This window comes from Campylobacter sputorum (assembly GCF_002220775.1).
In the GTDB taxonomy this organism is placed as follows: Bacteria; Campylobacterota; Campylobacteria; order Campylobacterales; family Campylobacteraceae; genus Campylobacter_F; species Campylobacter_F bovis.
In genome coordinates, this window is sequence record NZ_CP019685.1 from 378,070 (window position 1) to 399,643 (window position 21,574).

At 29.7% G+C, this 21,574-nt stretch carries 13 protein-coding genes and 2 pseudogenes; 13 read left to right on the forward strand and 2 right to left on the reverse strand.

Annotated features, from left to right (window positions below; all coding sequences use genetic code 11):
- Positions 1 to 682 precede the first annotated feature (682 nt).
- On the reverse strand, positions 683 to 925 hold the full coding sequence (locus tag CSPB_RS01970; protein WP_089192947.1) for an MOSC domain-containing protein: 243 nt from the start codon (positions 923 to 925) through the stop codon (positions 683 to 685).
- Positions 926 to 1,000: 75 nt separating this feature from the next.
- Positions 1,001 to 4,417: a DUF748 domain-containing protein gene (locus CSPB_RS01975; protein WP_089192948.1), complete on the reverse strand. Its 3,417-nt coding sequence runs from the start codon at positions 4,415 to 4,417 to the stop codon at positions 1,001 to 1,003.
- 54 nt (positions 4,418 to 4,471) lie between these two features.
- Between CSPB_RS01975 and CSPB_RS01980 the strand changes: the two genes are divergently transcribed.
- The 13 genes and pseudogenes from CSPB_RS01980 (at position 4,472) to CSPB_RS02035 (ending at position 21,559) form a co-directional block, all read left to right on the forward strand.
- Complete coding sequence (locus tag CSPB_RS01980; protein WP_089192949.1) at positions 4,472 to 5,545, forward strand: epoxyqueuosine reductase QueH; 1,074 nt, start codon at positions 4,472 to 4,474, stop codon at positions 5,543 to 5,545.
- Positions 5,546 to 5,612: 67 nt separating this feature from the next.
- Positions 5,613 to 6,050, forward strand: a complete 438-nt coding sequence (gene fabZ / locus CSPB_RS01985; RefSeq protein ID WP_033916058.1) for a 3-hydroxyacyl-ACP dehydratase FabZ — start codon at positions 5,613 to 5,615, stop codon at positions 6,048 to 6,050.
- Positions 6,051 to 6,055: 5 nt separating this feature from the next.
- Positions 6,056 to 6,844, forward strand: a complete 789-nt coding sequence (lpxA, locus tag CSPB_RS01990; RefSeq protein ID WP_089192950.1) for an acyl-ACP--UDP-N-acetylglucosamine O-acyltransferase — start codon at positions 6,056 to 6,058, stop codon at positions 6,842 to 6,844.
- Positions 6,844 to 8,079, forward strand: coding sequence for an ATP-dependent Clp protease ATP-binding subunit ClpX (gene clpX, locus CSPB_RS01995; protein ID WP_033916056.1), 1,236 nt, complete (start codon positions 6,844 to 6,846; stop codon positions 8,077 to 8,079). The genes lpxA and clpX overlap by 1 nt, the downstream gene beginning before the upstream one ends.
- 9 nt (positions 8,080 to 8,088) lie before the next feature.
- A complete protein-coding gene (locus CSPB_RS02000; RefSeq protein ID WP_033916055.1) occupies positions 8,089 to 9,126 on the forward strand; it encodes a rod shape-determining protein in 1,038 nt (345 codons plus the stop codon).
- Positions 9,116 to 9,868: a rod shape-determining protein MreC gene (gene mreC, locus CSPB_RS02005; protein ID WP_089192951.1), complete on the forward strand. Its 753-nt coding sequence runs from the start codon at positions 9,116 to 9,118 to the stop codon at positions 9,866 to 9,868. The genes CSPB_RS02000 and mreC overlap by 11 nt, the downstream gene beginning before the upstream one ends.
- Positions 9,868 to 13,134 carry a carbamoyl-phosphate synthase large subunit gene (gene carB / locus CSPB_RS02010; protein ID WP_089192952.1) on the forward strand — a complete coding sequence of 1,089 codons (3,267 nt, stop codon included), beginning with the start codon at positions 9,868 to 9,870 and terminating at the stop codon, positions 13,132 to 13,134. Before mreC ends, carB begins: the two co-directional genes overlap by 1 nt.
- A 95-nt stretch (positions 13,135 to 13,229) precedes the next feature.
- Positions 13,230 to 14,267, forward strand: coding sequence for an OmpA family protein (locus CSPB_RS02015; RefSeq protein ID WP_033916052.1), 1,038 nt, complete (start codon positions 13,230 to 13,232; stop codon positions 14,265 to 14,267).
- Between the two features lie 48 nt (positions 14,268 to 14,315).
- Positions 14,316 to 14,960: an HAD family hydrolase gene (locus tag CSPB_RS02020; RefSeq protein WP_089193903.1), complete on the forward strand. Its 645-nt coding sequence runs from the start codon at positions 14,316 to 14,318 to the stop codon at positions 14,958 to 14,960.
- Between the two features lie 125 nt (positions 14,961 to 15,085).
- Complete coding sequence (nifJ, locus tag CSPB_RS02025; protein WP_089192953.1) at positions 15,086 to 18,637, forward strand: pyruvate:ferredoxin (flavodoxin) oxidoreductase; 3,552 nt, start codon at positions 15,086 to 15,088, stop codon at positions 18,635 to 18,637.
- A 234-nt stretch (positions 18,638 to 18,871) separates the two neighbouring features.
- Positions 18,872 to 19,639 (forward strand): annotated as a pseudogene (locus CSPB_RS09025) (cache domain-containing protein); the annotation flags it as partial.
- 774 nt (positions 19,640 to 20,413) lie between these two features.
- A pseudogene (locus CSPB_RS09030) lies at positions 20,414 to 20,815 on the forward strand (methyl-accepting chemotaxis protein); the annotation flags it as partial.
- 345 nt (positions 20,816 to 21,160) lie between these two features.
- The gene (locus CSPB_RS02035) at positions 21,161 to 21,559 is read left to right on the forward strand and encodes a copper resistance protein NlpE (protein ID WP_089192955.1); all 399 of its coding nucleotides are present in this window, start codon (positions 21,161 to 21,163) and stop codon (positions 21,557 to 21,559) included.
- Positions 21,560 to 21,574: the final 15 nt, after the last annotated feature.

Consider the following 21,574-nt stretch of genomic DNA (forward strand, 5'->3'; position numbering starts at 1 on the left):
ATAAGCAAAAAACAATAGAAAATGCATTAGCACATACAGAACCAAACGCCGTAAAATATGCATATGAAAGACAAACTGCAACACTCTAGCAAAATCAAATACTAATTCAATGGGTATGATGACTTATCTAATTCTCTCGTTGAATTTGTATAAAATTAATTTTTACTTTTAAGATCTTAAGAAAAAATATACAAAAACTTATAAAAAACCTATGGGTTTTTACTGGTTTTTTATAAGTTTTTATGCCTTTTTCAACCATATTTCAACCATATTAAAAACCGATAATCCCTAAAATACGGCATTTAAACTATACGGTTTTTCGGTTTTTTTAAATTTTGCGGTGTGTGCATTTATAAAACTTAAAATGCTTTTAAGCACGATATTATCGTTATTTTAAAGGTATAAAAAACTTAAATTCATATTTTCATTTAAGGTAAAACTTATTTAAGGAATATTTTTCCTTAAAAAATGGCAAAATTTGGCTAAATTCGTTTAAGATTTGAAAAAATTCTCTCGGTTTTTATACATTTTATGGCTTTTTATTACAAAGATTGCCTATTTTAGGCTATTTTATCAAATGCTCTCTAAAATTTATCACTTCTATTTTCTTTATCCCCTCATAGTATTTATTAAAGCTTAGCACAAGGCTTTCTTGGCTGAGAAACTTGAAAAATGCAAGATCTTAGTAGTGAATATCTCCGATACAAACACTATTTTCATCAAGATTTTTCATAGTGATATTTTCTCTCATATCTCCTATATTTAGCTTTTTTCTTAAAAAATCATTCCAAATTTTATAATTACTAAGAGAGTTTGCAAATACAGCCTTATTAGTCCCGCCATGGTTTTTAGTATCTGAGATACAATCCTTATTTAAGCCATTTATATTTATTGTTATTTTATCTTGATAAATATTTTTTATCAAAACACTACTAAATTCTTTTTTATTTTCATCGTTGTATTTTTAAAATTTCCTATTTGTAAACCAAAATTCTCTTCTTTATTTTTCTTTTCTTACAATTCCCATTTCTACGCTTATATATAAATTTTGTTTTATTTTTCCATTAGGATTTATTTTTAAAATTTCTATCCTGTCTTTAGGAATTCCTGCTTTTATAAGAGCATTTTTGATATTTTGTGCTCTATTTATCGCAACTTCATCAAAGTATTTTTGCTTTATATTATATGTTGTAATTATAGCTTTTGTTGTCTCTTGCAAAGAAGGAAAATTTTTATTTGGCAAGAAGCGAATTCTAAGCTTTTCAATGGCATCTTTGTATGATAATCCGTCTTTCATCATGTATCTTGATATATCGGATTCAAATTTATTTTTTTGAAATTCATTTTCGTCTAATTTTTTATTATAAGCTGGAGTTATAGTTATATTTATGCTATCTTTTTGTTCTATTATTTTAGCAAAATTTGGAATTTTTGCCTTTTCTGAGCTTATTAGATTATCATTTCCTGGTTTAAAATCAATCGTATCCATCTGCTCACCTTTTATACCAAGGGTAGATGTTAAAAATTTAAAAGGACTTGTGATTATATCTGTAAAAAGTTGCATTACCGCTTGTAAAACAATGCCACCATAGCTAAATTTTGGATTTGATAAATCGCCAGTTATAGGCAGATTTATTGTTATTTGATTATTTGAATCTTTTAGTATGGATATTGCTAGTTTGAGTGGTAAATTTACAGCTTGATCACTTTGAACTTTCTTTCCAAGTTCTAGTGCGTCGATGTTTATGGTATTTTCAGAAAGCATTACAGAATTATTTATATCATAGACCAAACTTAGATTAAGTCTTCCGCTATCTATCTCATATCCAGCAAATTCGCTACTATATGGAGTAATATCTGGTAAATTAATATCTTTAAAAGTCATATTTATTTTGGTGTAATCTTTTGGATCAAATGGTTTTGTTTGTATTTCTATGGAGCTATAGCCACTTGCACCAACGGTTCCTTCTAGGTTGATATGGCTGATTTTATCATTTCTTATAGATGAAGCTGTGCTTTGTAAATTTGAAATTTTGGTGACAAAAGGCGTAAATAAGGAATAATCACTAAAATCAAGTGTGCCATTTTCTAACTTTATTTTATTTATAAATATTGCAAATTTACTATCGTTTTGATCTTCTTTTTTGTCTTGTTTATCATTTTTTGATTTATCTTTTTTGATAATCTTTGATAAATTTACCTGTTTATTTTTATCTATATAAACATTTAAATACGGATCTTGTAGAGTTATGTCGTCTAAATTTAGTAAGTTTGTATCATATTGTATATTTTTTATATAAAATTGTTTTATATAAAAAATATCAAAATCTTCTTGATTTAACAAAGAAATATCTTTTAACTCAAGATTTCCTTGTATTTTTGGTGTTTTATCAAATTTAAACCTACCTTTAAAACTCATCTTTGCATCTTGAAGTTTTGCATCTATAAATTCTTTTGCATAAGGCATATAATATGACAAATTTCTATGCGATAAGTCTATATTTAAATTTGTTTTAAACGGATTTATGGATACTTCACCCGATGTTTTTAAAGAGATATCTTTTGAATTAGAGCTTAAAGAAATACCGAAAGGTTTTGCATAATTTGAAGTAAAATTTTTTATTTTTATATCTATATCATTAAATTTATGAGTGACATTAAAATCATCCATAATGTTATTTATATCTGCTTTAGCGTTATTTATATTTATCTGGTTTATAGCGTAAGAAAAAGCCTTTTTAGTGCTATTTTGCTGCTTTTTATTGTTTTTAGAAGTCTTATTTGTAGATTGTATAGATGGTAAATTTTCTATTACGCTTATTTTTCTGTTTTTATTTATATTAGTTTTAAAATCAAAAGCATCTAAATTTATAGTATTTATTTTTAAATTTAAATCATTTAGATCAAAAACTATATCTTTTAAATTTAGTTTTTCAAATGAAGAAAATTTAGAATTTTTGCTATAAGCAGTAGTTTTAGAAAGTTCGTAATTATCAGCATTTATGTTTGATGATTGGTTATTAAATGTGTAAGTAAAATTGCTAAGATTTGATGATTGATTGTTAAAAAGTTTTTCTTTGTTTATAAAAAACGAAAAATCAGATGTATTTAATTTATCATTTTTAAATGTGATATTTTTATCTTTTAGGGTGAAATTTGCATTTGTTAGTGTGGCGTCATTTAAAATAGCTTTGATTTTATCTATGTTAAGTTGTGAGTTTTTGATGTTAAGTTTTGCCAAATTTGTATCTATGGATAAATTTCCATCCATATTTTGCAACATAAAAGAGATATTTGAGGCATTTATATCATCGTTAGATATAGCTAAATTGTTGCTAAGAGATATATTTTTGCTAATTATATTTGATGAATTAATGTCTAAAATTGTATTTTTATCTTTTAGAGTGATATTTAAATTATTTTGTATTAAATTTAGTGCATTTATATGTCCGATTTTGCTATGATTTAAATTTAATAAATTTAAATTTTCAAAATTTATCATAGTTGATACATCGTATGGTTTTATGTTAGAAACTATGTTGATATTTGGTATATTTAGCTCCCCAAGAGATATAGAGTCGTTTTTATCTAAAACCAAAATGTTATTTAATGTTAAATTTGAGTTATCTATCAAGAAATACATTTTATCTTTATCGAAAATAATGTTGTAGTTTATCTGTGTGCTTAACTTCCCGCTTTTTAGTTTTAATGGCATATTTTCTAAGAAAGATAACCAAACTGGATTAAGCTCAAGATCTTGAACTTTTATATTTCCATGAAATGTAAGCGGTTTTATCTTTATGCCACTATCTATGGATATATTTTTTGCTAAATTTGATATGGAATCAAGCATGTGATGACCTATGTTTTCATCTGCCATATTAATATTTGAAATTTTATAGTTTATGTCATCTAAATTGATATTAAAAGGCTTGTCTAGAGAGTTATCGCTATAACTAAACTTACCATTTAATATTTCTAGATGATTTAAAATAAAATTAAATGAAGAAGTTTTGCCAACATTTTCATCTTTTTCATCTTTTGGCAAAAAACTAGCAAAGTTAAAAGTTCCATTTATGTCTTTTAAAATGTTTATATCTAGAGTATCAAGTTTTATAGCATTTAGATGTATAGTTTTTTTAAAAATTTTTAAGATGTCTATATCAAAGTCTATTTTTTTTGCACTAAAAATTTTTTCAAAAGTGCTTATAGAAATTTCGCTTATGTTTAAATCATATGTAAAAGGGTTAAATTTAGCATCTTTTATATTTAGTTCTATTCCTTGTTTTTTTAAAGATGATGGAATGCTGTTTTTTAAAATATAAGGAATTCCCAAAAATCCAAATAGTGTATAAATGATAAAAATAAAACTAATAAAGCATAAAATAACTATAGAAATTTTTTTATTTTTACTCATATATTAAGCCTTTTTACAAAATTTATATATAATTATAACAAAAAAGGTAGATGAATGTTAGTGCATATATGCTGTTCTGTTGATAGTCATTATTTTTTAAAAAGATTGAAAAAAGATTACCCAAATAAAAAAATTATAGGTTATTTTTACGATCCAAATATACATCCATATAGTGAGTATTTACTTCGTTTTAACGATGTAAAACATAGTTGTAAAACCATTGGAATTAAGCTTATAAAAGGCGAGTATGATTTAAACTCTTGGTTTGATGGTGCAAAATATATGGCAAATGAGCCTGAAAAAGGCAAAAGATGTGAGTTTTGTTTTGATTTTAGATTAGAAAATACAGCACAAAAAGCATTAGAGCTTGGCGAAAATACAATCACTACAACACTTCTTATGAGTCCTAAAAAATCTCTTATGCAACTTAACACTTCTTTAGAAAAAATTTGTGATAAATTTAATATTAAATTTATAGCACCAGATTATAGGAAAAATGGTGGAACTAGCGAACAAATGAGCCTAGCAAAAAATGATAATTTGTATGCACAAAATTACTGCGGTTGCATTTTTGCTCTAAAAAAACAAAGAGATCACCAAAATCTTTTTATGAGTGAAATGATAAGTAATATTGGCAATCAAAAATTACCAAATTCCATAGAAGAAAAGTTAAATTTTTATAAAAAAGTTCATCGCTTAAAAGATAAAAATATTAAATTTCAAATAATAAAAGATAGATTTTTAAATTATAGATTACTAAATGCATATGTAAAATTTGACGATAAAGTTGTTGATAGTTACTTTTTATATTTAAGTAAATTTAGAAAAGAAAATGTTAATTTAAATTTGAAAAATGATAAAAATATTGCATTTTGCAAAGACGAAATCAAATTTATATCATTAAAATTTTTTAATAAAATTTTAAAAACAAATTATAAAAAAGTTAGAGAAATTGTTTATAATCCGCCAAGTATAAAAAAGGAGTTGATGCTTAGAAACTATATCTGCAAAGAGTATAGTTTAAGTCCAATTATAGTTATCGATGAGATAAAAAATGCAAAAGTTCAAATATATGCAAAATGCTTACTTTATGAAGACATAAGGCACAAAATAGCAAAATTTAAGTAAACTTATTAGCTAAATTTTAGCATTATTTAGTTACAATTCTTAGTTATTTATGTAAGTAAGGAAGTTAATGATAGACATAGTAGAAATCCAGAAAATTTTACCACACAGATATCCGTTTTTGCTTATAGATAGGGTTATAGATATTGTTCCAAATAAGAGCATTGTAGCAATAAAAAATGTAACCATAGGAGAGCAAATTTTCCAAGGACATTTTCCTTCTCATCCTATATATCCAGGAGTTATGATAATAGAAGGAATGGCGCAAGCCGGCGGAGTTTTGGCATTTAAAAGTATGCCTAATGAAGATTTATCAAATAAAGTTGTGTATTTTATGAGCATAGATAAGGCTAAATTTCGCCGTCCTATAAGACCTGGCGATACTATAGAGTTTAGATTGCAAACATTAAAACATAGAGGTAAAATTTGGGTTTTAAAAGGCGAAGCTTTTGTGGATGATATTTTGGTAGCAGAAGCAGAGCTTCAAGCAATGATAATGGATAAGTAGAAAAGATGAACAAAATAGATCCTAGAGCGATAATAGAAGACGGAGCTATGCTAGGAGACGATGTTATAGTTGAGGCTAATGCTTTTATAAGCAAAGATTCTAAGATAGGAAATGGTTGTATTATCAAACAGGGTGCAAGAATCATTGGCGATACTACCATTGGAGATGGTGGAAAAGTATTTAGCTATGCTATAGTTGGCGAAATACCACAAGATATGAGTTTTGAAGTTGGCGAAAAAACAGGACTAGTAATAGGCAAAAATGTTACAATTCACGAATTTTGCACGATAAGTTCAGGTTCTCACAAGGGCGATGGTTTTACTAGGATAGGAGATAATGCTTTTATAATGGCTTATTGTCATATAGCACATGATTGCGTTATTGGAAGCAATATTATTATGGCAAATAATGCAACTTTAGCAGGTCATGTTGAAATGGGAGATTATGCTGTAATTGGCGGCTTGACACCGGTTCATCAGTTTGTAAAAATTGGTGAAAGTTGCATGATAGCAGGAGCTTCTGCGCTTTCGCAAGATATAGTACCTTTTTGTTTGGCTGAGGGTAATAGAGCTTATATAAGAGGCTTAAATTTAGTTGGAATCAGAAGAAGGTTTGATAAAGAACAAGTTGAGATAATTAATCAAGCTTTTAAATTTCTTTTTAAAAGTGAGAATGGCTTAAAAGACCAAGCCAAAGAGTTAAAAGAAAAAACTGATAATAAGCATGTTCTTAAAATGTGCGATTTTATATTGAATACAACAAGAGGAATTCCTCTACAAAAAGGAAAAGATTAATGGCTAGAAAATGTAGCTTTTGTAACAAAGAAGAATCAGCAGATAGAAGACTTCTTACAAGTATAGATGGCAACTCTTTTATTTGCGAATATTGTATAACCGCATCTTATAATATGTTAAATGGTATAAATGGTGAAAATGATCAAAAAAATGAAGATAAAAAAGAAATTTATGATAATCTAACGCCAAAAGAGCTAAAAGCCGTGTTAGATGAGTATGTTATAGGTCAAGATAGAGCCAAAGTGATATTTAGTGTTGGTGTTTATAACCACTATAAAAGAATTTTTAAACAATCAAACATAGAAGATGACACTGAAATTTCAAAATCAAACATTTTGCTTTTAGGCTCAACTGGTAGCGGCAAGACATTGATGGCTCAGACTTTAGCCAGATTTTTAGATGTCCCAATAGCAATTTGTGATGCGACTAGTCTAACAGAGGCTGGTTATGTAGGAGAAGATGTTGAAAATATACTTACAAGACTTCTTCAAGTTGCAAATGGAGATGTAAAAAAAGCAGAGCATGGTATAGTTTTTGTAGATGAGATAGATAAAATTTCTAGAATGAGCGAAAATAGATCAATTACGCGTGATGTTAGCGGAGAAGGTGTTCAACAAGCACTTCTTAAAATAATTGAAGGAAGTGTTGTAAATATTCCGCCAAAAGGTGGTAGAAAACATCCAAATCAAGAATTTATACAGATTGATACTACAAATATTTTATTTGTTTGTGCGGGTGCATTTGATGGACTTAGTGATATTATAGAAAAAAGGCTTGGCAAAAATGTTTTAGGCTTTGGTCAAGATAAAAGAAGCAAGAGTGAAAAAGAGAAATTATTAAGTTTTGTTGAGCCAGACGATTTGGTTCATTATGGATTGATACCAGAACTTATAGGAAGACTTCATGTGGTTGCTACGCTAAATGATATTTCTCAAGATGATATGGTTAGAATTTTAAAGGAGCCAAAAAATTCAATAGTTAAGCAGTATCAAAAGCTTTTTGCAATAGATGAGGTAAATTTAAAAATAGACGATGAAGCTCTAAAGGCTATAGCTTCTTTAGCACTTAAAAGAAAAACTGGTGCAAGGGGGTTGAGGAGCATAATGGAAGAGATGATGACTGATATTATGTTTGATCTTCCTGAGCTTAAAAACTATGATGTAATTATAACAAAAGAAGTTGTAAACGATGGTGCAAAACCTATTTTTGTAAAACATAATAAATTAACAGCATAAAGGTAAGGAATGATTTTAGATCAATTTATTGGATTTTTTTCTAGTGATATGGGAATCGATTTAGGAACAGCAAATACGCTCGTTTTAGTAAAAGATAAAGGTATAATTATAGATGAGCCGTCTGTTGTTGCAGTTCAATTTGAAAAATACGGAAAACAAAAAATTTTAGCAGTAGGTCATGAGGCAAAAGAAATGGTTGGCAAAACTCCAGGGGACATAGAGGCAATTCGTCCTATGAGAGATGGCGTTATAGCTGACTTTGATATGACTGAAAAGATGATTCGTTATTTTATAGAAAAAACGCATAAAAGAAAAAGTTTTTTAAGACCAAGAATTATAATATCCATTCCTTATGGTCTTACTCAAGTTGAGAGAAAAGCTGTTAGAGAAAGTGCACTAAGTGCTGGTGCTAGAGAAGTATTTTTGATAGAAGAGCCTATGGCTGCTGCTATTGGTGCAGGACTTCCAGTAAGAGAGCCACAAGGTAGTTTGATAGTTGATATAGGCGGCGGAACAACTGAAATAGGTGTTGTATCACTTGGTGGTTTAGTTATAAGTAAATCTATAAGAACAGCTGGAGATAAGATAGACTCAAGTATAGTTAACTATGTAAAAGAAAAATACAATCTTTTAATAGGTGAAAGAACTGGGGAAGAGATTAAAATAAAAATAGGCTCAGCCATACAGCTTCCAAAAGAGTTATCTATGGGCATAAAAGGTAGAGATCAGATAAGTGGCTTATTAAGCAGAGTTGAGCTAACGAGCGAAGATGTAAGAGAAGCTATGCGTGAACCATTAAAAGAGATAGCAGATGCATTAAAAACAGTTCTTGAGATGATGCCGCCAGATTTAGCTGGTGATATAGTAGAAAATGGTGTTGTTTTAACAGGTGGCGGAGCGCTTATTAGGGGTATTGATAAATATTTATCGGATATTGTAAAACTTCCTGTATATGTAGCAGATGAGCCACTTTTAGCAGTTGCAAAAGGAACCGGAAAAGTTCTTGAAGAGATAAGTCTGTTGCAGCAGCTTATAAATGAAGAATAAATTTAAACTTATATTTTTAATACTAATTTTCATTGCAATATCGCTTTATAGAAGTGAAAATGCAAGAGAATTAGTCGTTGATACAAATAATTTTTTTGTAAATATATATTATAATGGTTTAACATATATAAAAAACAGTATAAATAGACACTTTAGACAAGCTAATGAGATAGAAAGCTTGATGGAACAAAACAAAGAACTTGAGAAAACTGCAAATTTACTCTCTACATTTGCAGATAAATTAAATTCTATTTTAGTGGATAAAAACTCAAGCATTTATGCTCCAGATATCAAGCTAGTTAAAGCTTTGGGGTATGTTTCTATTGGTGATTATAATAAAATTTGGCTAGAGTTTAATGACTATAATGATAGTAAAATTTATGGACTTATTTATCAAGGAAAAACGGCTGGAATAGTTGTTTCAAAAGATAAGTTGCCAATGGGACTTTTGCAATATGATCCAAAAAGTATTTTTTCTGTTTATGTTGGAGCAAATAAAATCCCAGGCGTTGCATCTGGAAATTTTAAAAATATAGTTGTAAATTTTATACCCCAATGGCTTAATCCAAATGTTGGCGATGAAGTATTTACAAGCGGACTTGATGGTATATTTTTTAGTGGGGTTCTGGTTGGAAAAGTTGAAAAAGTAATAGAGGGAGATTTGTATAAAAGCGTTATAGTTAAGCCTTATATAGAAATTTCTGTTCCATCATATCTATATGTAGTAAATAAGGAGAATTAATGCCAAAAAGAACAGATATAAAAAATATTTTACTTATAGGTAGCGGACCTATCGTTATAGGTCAAGCTTGTGAATTTGATTATAGCGGAACTCAAGCTGTAAAAACTCTAAAGGAGCTAGGATATAGAGTTGTTCTTATAAACTCAAATCCAGCTACAATTATGACCGATCCAGATTTTGCTGACGCTACATATATAGAGCCAATTACGAAAGATAGTATTGCTAGGATTATAAAAAAAGAAAATATTGATGCTATTTTACCTACAATGGGTGGACAAGTTGCATTAAATGCTGCTATGGAACTTTATGAAAACAATCTTCTTGAAAATGTTAAATTTCTTGGAGCAAATCCAGAAGCTATAAAAAAAGGTGAAGACAGAGTAGCTTTTAAAAAAGCTATGATAAAAATAGGTATGGATTTACCAAAAAGTAATTACGCATACACATATGAAGAGGCTATAAGCGTAGCAAATGATATTGGTTTTCCGCTTATTATAAGAGCTAGTTATACTCTAGGTGGCGGAGGAAGCGGCGTTGCTTATAATATTGATGAATTTAAAGAGCTTGCAAATGCTGGTCTTGATGCAAGTCCGATACATGAAATTTTAATTGAAGAGAGTTTGCTTGGTTGGAAAGAATACGAAATGGAGGTTATCAGGGATAAAAATGATAATTGTATCATAGTTTGCTCTATAGAAAATTTTGATCCAATGGGCGTTCATACCGGAGATAGCATAACTGTGGCTCCAGCATTAACTCTCACGGATAAAGAGTATCAAAATATGCGTGATGCAAGTTTTGCAATTTTAAGAGAAATAGGCGTTGATACTGGCGGAAGCAATGTGCAATTTGCTATAAATCCAAAAAATGGCAGAATGACCGTAATTGAAATGAATCCTAGAGTTTCTAGATCTTCAGCACTTGCTAGTAAAGCAACTGGATATCCTATAGCTAAAGTTGCTACAATGCTTGCAGTTGGTTTTACTCTTGATGAGATAAAAAATGATATTACTGGAACTGCAGCTAGTTTTGAGCCAGTTATTGACTATATTGTTACTAAGATACCTCGTTTTACATTTGAAAAATTCCCAGGTTCAAATCCTTATCTTGGAACTGCTATGAAGTCAGTTGGCGAAGTTATGGCTATTGGAAGAACATTTAAAGAGAGTATTCAAAAGTCGCTTTGTAGTATGGAAAGAGGATATTTTGGATTTAATCATATAAATTTAAATAAAAATGACCTTATTTATGGTCTTAGAAATGCTCATGAAGAGAGAATTTTGTATGTTGCGCAAGCTTATAGAGATGGTTTTGATATAGAAAATGTTTATGAATACACAAAAATAGATAAATGGTTTTTAACTCAAATTTATGAGATAGTTCAGTTTGAAAAGTGCATAGATATGGATATCTTAAATAATCCTACTCTTTTAAGAAAAGCAAAAACATATGGCTTTAGCGATAAAATGATAGCTTATCTTATAAATTTAAAAGATGATTTAGAGCTTACTCAAAATGATATTTACTATGTTAGAAGTAAGCAAAATATAGATATAGAATATAGTGAAGTTGATACTTGTGCTGGTGAGTTTAAAGCTTTAACACCATATTTATACTCATCAACAAACATTACTCCAAATTTACCAAAATTAAAAGCAGATAGTTGCGATAAAAAAGTCCTTATCATTGGCGGTGGACCAAATAGAATTGGTCAAGGAATAGAGTTTGATTATTGTTGTGTGCATGCAAGTTATGCACTCAAAGATATGGGTATTAAAACCATTATGTATAACTGCAATCCAGAAACAGTTAGCACAGATTACGATACAAGCGATATTTTATATTTTGAGCCAATTGATTTCGAGCATTTAAGAAATGTTATACAAAGAGAAAAGCTAGATGGAATTATAGTTCATTTCGGAGGACAAACCCCACTTAAATTTTCAAAACGCTTACATGCAATTGGAGCTAAAATTATAGGAACAAGTGCTAGAGTTATAGATATAGCAGAAGATAGAAAGAAATTTAGTGAGTTTATAAAGAATATAGGCGTCAAACAACCAGATAACGATACTGCAACATCTCAAAAAGAAGCTGTATTAAAAGCATCTAAGATAGGTTACCCAGTGCTAGTTAGACCAAGCTATGTGCTTGGCGGTAGAGCTATGAGAAGGGTTTATAATGAAGAAGAGTTACTTACATATATGGATGAAGCCGTGAGTGTAAGTAATCATTCTCCTGTTTTGATAGATAAATTCTTACAAGATGCACTAGAACTTGATGTCGATGCGATAAGTGATGGCAGTGATGTTTATATCGGTGCGATAATGGAGCATATAGAAGAAGCTGGAATTCATAGCGGAGATAGCGCTAGTATTTTACCTCCAATGAATCTTAGTGATGAGATGATAAATACTATAGAAGAACAGACTAAAAAAATAGCTTTATCATTAGGCGTTGTAGGTCTTATGAATATACAATTTGCTATTTATGAAAACGAACTATATATAATAGAAGTAAATCCTAGGGCTAGTAGAACTGTGCCTTTTGTAAGTAAGGCTACTGGAATTCCTATGGCAAAAGTTGCCTCAAGAGTTATGTGGCAAGGAAATTTAAAAGAGGCACTTAAATTTTATGATAAATTTGGTGTAATTATAAATGAGGGCGGTATTTTAAAACCAAAGATAAATGGTCATGTGTGTGTTAAAGAATCCGTTTTTCCATTTAATAAACTTAGCGGAAGTGATTTAATTTTAGGTCCTGAGATGAAAAGTACTGGCGAAGTTATGGGAATTAGTTCAAATTTTCAAAAAAGCTTTATAAAATCTCAAATCGCTGCTAGTAATATTTTGCCTACAAGCGGAAGTGTATTTTTAACACTAACTGATAATGATAAGCTAGAAGCTATAAATTTAGCGAAAAAATTTATAAATTTAGGTTTTAAAATAATAGCAACAAGTGGTACTTATAAATGTTTAAACGAAGCTGGTGTTGAATGTGAATTTGTTTACAAAATAAGCGAAGGTAGACCAAATATAGAAGATAGGTTGAAAAATGGTGATATATCTTTGGTTATAAATACAAGTGATTCTAAGTCTGTAACAAGCGATGCTGCCAAAATTAGACAATCTGTTTTGAGATTTAAAATACCATATTTTACAACCATGCGTGCTGCAAAAGCTGCCACTAATTCTATACTTAGTTTGCAAGATGGAAGTGCTTATGAAGTTAAAAGTTTGCAAGAATGGTTAAATAAAAAGATATAAGTTAGTATTTTATTTATAATTTATATAGACTTTTTTAAAAAAAAGTGTTAGAATAACATCTAGCTTTTTAATTCAAAAAGAGAAAGGAAAGATTTATGAAGAAAATTGCTATTGCATTAACTGTTGCTACAGCTTTATTTGCTAGTGACGCAGATTATCATTGGGAATTTACCCCAACAGTAGGTGGAGTTTTAAGTGAAGGTAATATAGGTACACAAAACCACTTTACTTATGGTTTAAGAATTGCTAAAAACCTTGAAGATGCTTGGATTAATCAAATTGAAATAGGTTTAGATCGCTCATCAGATGTTAGTGTTAAAGACGCTGGTGATACTGATGTTATGAGATATTTTGTTAATTTTGTTAAAGATATTTACAGCTTTAGTGACAATTTTAAAGTTTATGGTTTACTTGGTGCTGGATATGAAGATTATAGAACAGAATTTGGTGGTGGCAAATTTGCTGATATAGATGATGGTGGATTTGGTCAATACGGTTTAGGTCTTAAATATTTCATAACAGATAATTTTGCACTAAAAACAGAAGTAAGAGATGCTATAACATTTGAACATGCAAACCACAATATGTTCTATACATTAGGCTTTGCTGCTAACTTTGGTGAAAGAGCTCCTAAGGCAGCTCCAGCAGCTGTAGTAGCTCCAGCTCCAGTAGTAGAGCCAACTCCAGTATTAGATGATGATAATGATGGTGTTCCAAATGATGTTGATAGATGTCCTGGTACTCCAGCGGGTGTAGTTGTTGATGAATATGGTTGTGAAAAAGTTATTCGTCTTACTATGGATGTAAACTTTGCATTTGATAGTTCAAAAATAACTCCTGCTTATATGGAGAAAATTAAAGAAGTAGCCAATACATTAAATGATAAACCTGATTATAAAGTTATTCTTGAAGGACATACTGATAGTACTGGTCCTGCTGAGTATAACATGAAGTTATCACAAAGAAGAGCTGATGCGGTTGCTAAAGCTTTAGTTGATCTTGGCATCGACAAGAACAGAATTTCTACAGAAGCTTATGGCGAGACAAAACCAATTGCAGATAACGCAACAAAAGCAGGCCGTGCTCAAAATAGACGCACTGATGCTAAATTCAGATTTATACAAACAAAATAATTAACTTATTTTTTGTGTAGCACATTTGTGCTACACGCTACTTTTTATATGAACAATAAAATTATACTTTTTGATATGGATGGAACTTTGATAGATTCCACAGGCGCTATACATGATGGTTTTACAAAAGCTTTTAAAGATAATGGAGATTTGTTAAAACTTGACTATGAGCATTTAAATTCATTAATAGGATATCCTCTTGATATAATGTTTGAAAGATTAGGTGCTCCAATAAATGAAATTTATAAATATATACATTCATACAAAGAAGAGTATAGAAATATTTATTTAAAAAAAACTTCTCTTATAGATAGTGCAAGACAAGCTGTAGAACTTGCTAGTTCATTTGCAAAACTAGGTATTGTTACTACAAAAACTTCACTATATTCTAAAATATTACTTCAACATCTTGAGATTGATAAATATTTTGATGTAGTCATTGGCAGAGATGATGTTATTAACCCAAAGCCTGATTCAGAACCTATACTAAAGGCAATCAACGCTATAAATTTAAAAACAAATAAAGTGTATATGATAGGCGATACTATCCTTGATGCAAAAGCTGCAAAAGCTGCAAATGTAATTTCTATAGGTCTTACATGTGGTTATGGTAGCAAAGATGAGCTTTATAAATATTGTGATTACTGTTATGATTTGCCAATTGATGCTGTTTTATTTACAAAAGAAGACTAACTTATTTTTAGTATTATAATAATTTTTTAGTATAATTTTTAAATATTGTGTTTTTTTAATAATTTTTTAGTATAATCAAGTTAATTATATATTGATTTATAATTAACTTATCAAGGAGTCACATAATGAGTAAAATTATGAAAACTATGGATGGGAACGAAGCTGCTGCTTATGTTTCTTATGCGTTTACAGAAGTTGCTGGAATTTATCCGATAACTCCAAGTTCTCCAATGGCTGATCATGTTGATATGTGGGCGGCACAAGGCAAAAAAAATCTTTTTGGTATGCCAGTTAAAGTTATAGAGATGCAAAGCGAAGCAGGAGCCGCAGGAAGTGTTCATGGTAGTTTGCAAGTTGGTGCATTAACGACAACTTATACTGCTTCACAAGGATTGCTTCTTAAAATACCAAATATGTATAAAATAGCAGGACAACTCTTACCTGGTGTTATACATGTTGCAGCTAGATCTTTAGCGTCTCAAGCTCTATCTATTTTTGGAGATCACCAAGATATTTATGCGTGTAGACAAACTGGTTTTGCTATGCTTGCAAGTGATAGTGTTCAAGAAGTTATGGATATAGGTGGTGTTGCCCACTTAGCTGCTATAAAAGGAAAAGTTCCATTTTTGCATTTCTTTGATGGATTTAGAACAAGCCACGAGATACAAAAAGTAGAAGTTATGGATTATGCAGAGTTTGATAAACTTCTTGATTATGAGGCTATAAAAGAATTTAGACATAACTCATTAAATCCAGAACATCCAAAAACAAGAGGAACAGCTCAAAATGATGATATCTATTTCCAAACAAGAGAGCTTCCAAATAGATATTATGACGCACTTCCAGACATTGTTGCTGAGTATTTAAAAGAAATTTCAAAAATTACTGGTAGAGATTATAAGCCATTTAATTATTATGGTCATCCAGAAGCTGAACACATAATAGTTGCAATGGGATCTGTAAATCAAGCTATAGAAGAAGTTATAGATTATCTTATGGAAAAAGGTGAAAAAGTTGGTCTTGTCAAAGTTCATTTATATAGACCATTTAGTGTAAAATATCTATTTGATGTTATGCCAAAAAGCGTTAAAAAAATATCTGTTTTAGATAGAACAAAAGAACCAGGAAGTTTGGGAGAACCATTATATTTAGATATAAAAGCTGCATTTTATGGCAAAGAAAACGCTCCTTTGATAATAGGAGGAAGATATGGACTTAGCTCAAAAGATGTTGATCCTGCACAAATAATAGCTGTTTATGAAAATTTAAAATCAAACAATCCTAAAAATGGCTTTACAGTTGGTATAAATGATGATGTTACTCATCTTTCTTTAGAAGTTGGACCTAAAATTTCAGTTGGCGATAAAAATAAAAAAGAGTGTTTATTTTATGGACTTGGTGCCGATGGAACAGTTGGTGCAAATAAAAACTCTATTAAAATTATTGGTGATAATACGGATCTTTACGCTCAAGCATATTTTGCATATGATAGTAAAAAGTCAGGTGGTTATACAAGAAGTCACTTAAGATTTGGTAAAAAACCTATTCGTTCAACCTATCTTGTTTCAAATCCTCATTTTGTTGCATGTTCTGTTGCTGCATATCTTGAAATTTATGATGTTATTGATGGTATAAGAGAAAATGGAACATTTTTACTTAACTCTATTTGGGATGAGAAAGAGACAGTTGAAAAAATTCCTAACAAAGTTAAGAAAATTTTAGCTCAAAGAAAAGTTAATTTTTATATACTAAATGCTACAAAATTAGCTCATGATATAGGTCTTGGAAACCGCACAAATACAATTATGCAATCAGCATTTTTTAAACTTACAGATATTATACCTTTTGAAGATGCTCAAAGATTGATGAAAGAATTTGCTAAAAAAACTTATGGTAAAAAAGGTGATAAAATAGTAGAAATGAACTATAAGGCCATAGAAAATGGTGCTGATAAATTAGTAAAAGTTACAGTTGATCCAGCTTGGGCAAATTTAGATGACAAGCAAGTTGCACAAACAGATAAGTATATAGGAAGTGATTTTATAGAAAATATAGTTAAGCCTATGAACGCTGCTAGAGGCGATAGCTTACCAGTTTCTGCATTTTTAGGACACGAAGATGGAAGTTTTGAAGCCGGAACAACGCAGTATGAAAAACGCGGTGTTGGTGTAATGGTTCCAAAATGGATAGAAGAAAACTGTATTCAATGTAATCAATGTGTGTTTGTTTGCCCACACGCTGTTATAAGAGCTTTTTTAGTAGATGATAAAGAAATGGCATCTGCTCCTAGTGGCGTAAAAGAACACGCAATAGATGCAAAAGGCAAAGATATTAAAGATTATAAATATAAAATTCAAGTTAGCCCACTTGATTGTACTGGTTGCGAACTTTGTGCTCAAAATTGCCCAAGTAAAGAAAAATCACTTGTTATGGTTCCTCTTGAAGATCAAATAGAAAAAGGTGAGCAAGAAAATGCTGATTATCTATTTAAAAATGTAACTTATAAAGATGATTTAACGGGCAAAGAAAATGTAAAAGGTGTTGGATTTGCAGAGCCGTATTTTGAATTTCATGGTGCATGTCCAGGGTGCGGAGAAACTCCTTATATAACACTTGTAACAAGACTATTTGGCGATAGAATGATAGTTGCAAATGCGACTGGATGTAGTTCAATATATGGCGGTTCTGCTCCATCTATGCCTTATCGCAAAAATAAAGATGGAAATGGCGTTGCTTGGGGTAACTCTTTGTTTGAAGATAATGCTGAGTTTGGCTTAGGTATGAAAATAGCAACTGAGACTATACGCCATAGAATAGAAAATATTATGCTAGATACAATGGACAAAGTGCCAAATTCTCTAAGTGCTCTTTATAAAGATTGGATAGAAAATAAACAATCTTCTTCAAAATCTCTTGAAGTAAGAGATAGATTAATTCCTATTTTAGAACAAAATAAAAATATACAAGGTGTCGAAGAACTTTTAGAGCTTAAACATTATCTTGCTAAAAAATCTCAATGGATATTTGGTGGAGATGGCTGGGCTTATGATATTGGATATGGTGGGCTTGATCATGTTTTAGCAAGTGGAGAAAATGTAAATATTTTGGTTTTAGATACCGAAGTTTATTCAAATACTGGAGGTCAAAGCTCAAAATCATCAAGATCTGGATCTATTGCACAATTTACATCTAGTGGAAAAGCAGTTCAGAAAAAAGATCTTGGTCAAATCGCTATGACTTATGGCAATATTTTTGTTGCTCAAATAAACTCAAACGCTTCACAAGTTCAAACTATAAAAGCTATCATAGAAGCTGAAGCTTATGATGGACCAAGTATTATTATATGCTATTCTCCTTGTATAGCTCATGGTATAAAAGGTGGTTTGAGTCATAGTGGAAATCAAGCTGAGCTTGCTACAAAATGTGGTTATTGGCCTACTTACACTTTTGATCCAAGATTAGCAAAAGAAGGAAAAAATCCTTTAAAACTATCAGCAAAAGAACCCGAATGGGATTTATATAAAAATTTCTTATTATCAGAAGTAAGATATAACGCCCTTAGCAAGTTGAATCCAGAACATGCTGAAGAACTTCTAGAAAAAAATCTTCAAGATGCAAAAAGAAGATATAGACAACTAAAACGTTTATCTGAAGCTGATTTTAGCAACGAAATTTAATAAATTTAAGAGAGCTTTTGCTCTCTTAAAAATAACAATATTCTTTTTAATAACTTTTGAAAATTACAAAATCATTATAAGATTATATAATTTAACTATTTTTGTGTAAATTTTATTGACAACGGGAGGGGGAGTGATATAATAAATATCTAAAAATTTACTAAAAAGAAGGAGTTTTTTATGTTTCGCAAAGTTGCAAGTAAAATATCTTTAATAATCTTAGTATTGCTTTTTATGTCTTTTGCGATTTTTTCAACGGTTAATTATAGTTCAACTAAAAATACAGTTTTAGATTTATCTGAACAATCAAATAGTAAAAATGTTCTTATAGTGGATGTATTTGTTGAGGAATTTTTCGAACAAAGAGTGCAAAATTTGGATAAATTTGCAAATTATTTGAACCAAAATACAGATATTATTTCTGATGAGGAAAAAATTAAAAAGCAAATTTATATAGCATCTTTAACAGCTGGTGTAAATGGCTTTTATTTTGGATTTACAAATAGAGAAATGATTACATCTAGAACATCAAAAGATGGTATAACTAAGCTTAGCAAGAGAGGTCCGAGCATTGATCAATATGACGCAACTAGTAGAGGATGGTATAAAGATGCCGTTAAAAATGGCAAATTAACATTTTCACCACCTTACATCTCTTCTGGTACAGGAGATGTAACCGTTACATTTTCAAAACCAGTTTATAAAGGTGAAACTCTGCTTGGTGTTTTAGCTGTGGATATATTTTTAAATAAGTTAAATTACAGAATAGATTCTATGATAGATAAATCAGACAATTCAACTGATATGATTACCATTTTGGATCTTAATTCAAAATATATAATTTCTCATCCAAATAAAGATATCGTTTTATCTGACAAACCAGAAGCTAAAAATATTGTTTCTTTGTTTGAGCAATCATATGCAAAATTTGGAAACAAACCTTTTGAATATGACTTTATGGGAGATCATAAAGTTGGTGCTTGCGAAAAATACGAAGCTGCTAACTGGCTTATTTGTTCAGCAAACTCAATGAGTGATTATGATAGCACACTAAGTTATATAATTAAAAGTCAAAGTGTAACTTCAACTATATTTATTATACTTATAGTATCTATCTTAACTTTCATAATAACAAGAGCTTTAAAACCAATCTCTATAATCCAATCAGGTCTAAACAATGTATTTAAATTTATAAATCATGAATCAAAAGATGCTAATACAATAAATGTAAAAACAAAAGATGAATTTGGAGCTATGGCTAAAGCTATTAATGAAAACATTGAAAAAACTAAAAAGAATTTATCTGATGAAGAAGTATTTATAAAACAAGCTAATACATTTGTAGATGAGATAAAAGAAGGTAACTTCTTAGTATCATTTGAAGCAAATTCTTCAAATCCAGCACTTAATAATCTAAAAGAAGCATTTAAAGAGTTACAAACAACATTAGTCTCACTTATAGCAGATAATGGACATAATATACTAAATTTATTAAAATCTTTCCAAAACAAAGACTTTACAACTTCTATAGAAGATAAAGGTGTTATTGCTCAAGGTATAAATACTTTAGGCATTGAAATATCAAATATGCTTAAACAAAATCTATCTCAAGCAGAGAGCTTACAACAAAAATCAGATCTATTATCTAAAGCAGTAGATCAAATAACAGCTTCAGCTAAAAAACAAGCTAGTTCACTTGAAGAAAGTGCAGCTGCAGTTGAAGAGATGTCTAGCTCAATGAACTCAATTAATCAAAAAACAACAGAAGTTATAGCTCAAAGTGAAGAGATTAAAAATGTTATAACTATTATAAAAGATATATCAGAACAAACTAATCTTCTAGCACTTAATGCTGCTATAGAAGCAGCAAGAGCTGGAGAAGCAGGAAGAGGATTTGCAGTTGTTGCTGATGAAGTTAGAAAACTTGCTGAAAAAACAGGTAAATCTTTAACTGAGATAGAAGCTAATGTAAATGTTTTAACTCAATCAATAAATGAGATGAGTGAAAGCATTAGAGAACAAACTGAAGCAATATCTATGATAAATAACTCTGTAGCTGATGTAGATGCTTTAACAAAAGAAAATGTTAATATTGCAAACAATACAAACAGCATTACAAAAGAACTTGATACTATGTCTAAAGATATAGTTGAGAGTGTAAGGAATAATAGGTTTTAAATTAATCCCCCTTAATATATAAATTTTCTAGATGCTTAAAGCATCTAGAAGTAAACTATTAAAATAAACTATATCTTATAAATACTTTGTTTTTGTTTATCAGTAATTAATGCTTTTGGTAAATTTAAGTTATTAAATGCTTTTTGTAATTTCTTATACAATTTTTCAAAATCAACACCAGCTACTCTAGTTTCGCTTATGGTTGTGATAAGTATGACATATAGAATTTTTAGAATTTGAAATTTAAAAATAAACTACATTTTAAATACTCTGTTTTTGTTTATCAGTAATTAATGCTTTTGGTAGTATAATTAATACTCATAAATTTATTAAAAGGATTATATTATGAGTATAAAAAATTTTATGTTTGCGGTTATATGCTCTGCTACGCTGTTTGGTTGTTCTTTGAGTAGTCAAAATGTTGAAAAAAGTGCGGGTCAAATTTACGGCTCTTATACTGCAACACTACCTTGTGCTAGTTGTAGTGGAATAGAGCAAATTTTAACATTGAAAGATGATAATACTTATGTTTTGCAAAGTAATTATTTAGATGAGAAAGATGGAAAATTTACAGATAAAGGAAATTATAGTATAGAAAATGGCATTATTACTACAATTAATGAATTTAAAGAAAAAAATTACTACAAAATTGACGGACAAAATTTAAGAATGCTAGATTCTGATAAAAAAATAACAACAGGACCTCTTGAAAAATTCTATATATTTAAACCATATAGGAAATAAATAAATTTTATAAAT

Coding starts and splice junctions, on each gene's coding strand:
- CSPB_RS01975 (WP_089192948.1), bottom strand. CDS start 4,417: ATGAGTAAAAATAAAAAAATTTCTATAGTTATTTTATGCTTTATTAGT.
- CSPB_RS01980 (WP_089192949.1), top strand. CDS start 4,472: ATGTTAGTGCATATATGCTGTTCTGTTGATAGTCATTATTTTTTAAAA.
- fabZ (WP_033916058.1), top strand. CDS start 5,613: ATGATAGACATAGTAGAAATCCAGAAAATTTTACCACACAGATATCCG.
- lpxA (WP_089192950.1), top strand. CDS start 6,056: ATGAACAAAATAGATCCTAGAGCGATAATAGAAGACGGAGCTATGCTA.
- clpX (WP_033916056.1), top strand. CDS start 6,844: ATGGCTAGAAAATGTAGCTTTTGTAACAAAGAAGAATCAGCAGATAGA.
- CSPB_RS02000 (WP_033916055.1), top strand. CDS start 8,089: ATGATTTTAGATCAATTTATTGGATTTTTTTCTAGTGATATGGGAATC.
- mreC (WP_089192951.1), top strand. CDS start 9,116: ATGAAGAATAAATTTAAACTTATATTTTTAATACTAATTTTCATTGCA.
- carB (WP_089192952.1), top strand. CDS start 9,868: ATGCCAAAAAGAACAGATATAAAAAATATTTTACTTATAGGTAGCGGA.
- CSPB_RS02015 (WP_033916052.1), top strand. CDS start 13,230: ATGAAGAAAATTGCTATTGCATTAACTGTTGCTACAGCTTTATTTGCT.
- CSPB_RS02020 (WP_089193903.1), top strand. CDS start 14,316: ATGAACAATAAAATTATACTTTTTGATATGGATGGAACTTTGATAGAT.
- nifJ (WP_089192953.1), top strand. CDS start 15,086: ATGAGTAAAATTATGAAAACTATGGATGGGAACGAAGCTGCTGCTTAT.
- CSPB_RS02035 (WP_089192955.1), top strand. CDS start 21,161: ATGAGTATAAAAAATTTTATGTTTGCGGTTATATGCTCTGCTACGCTG.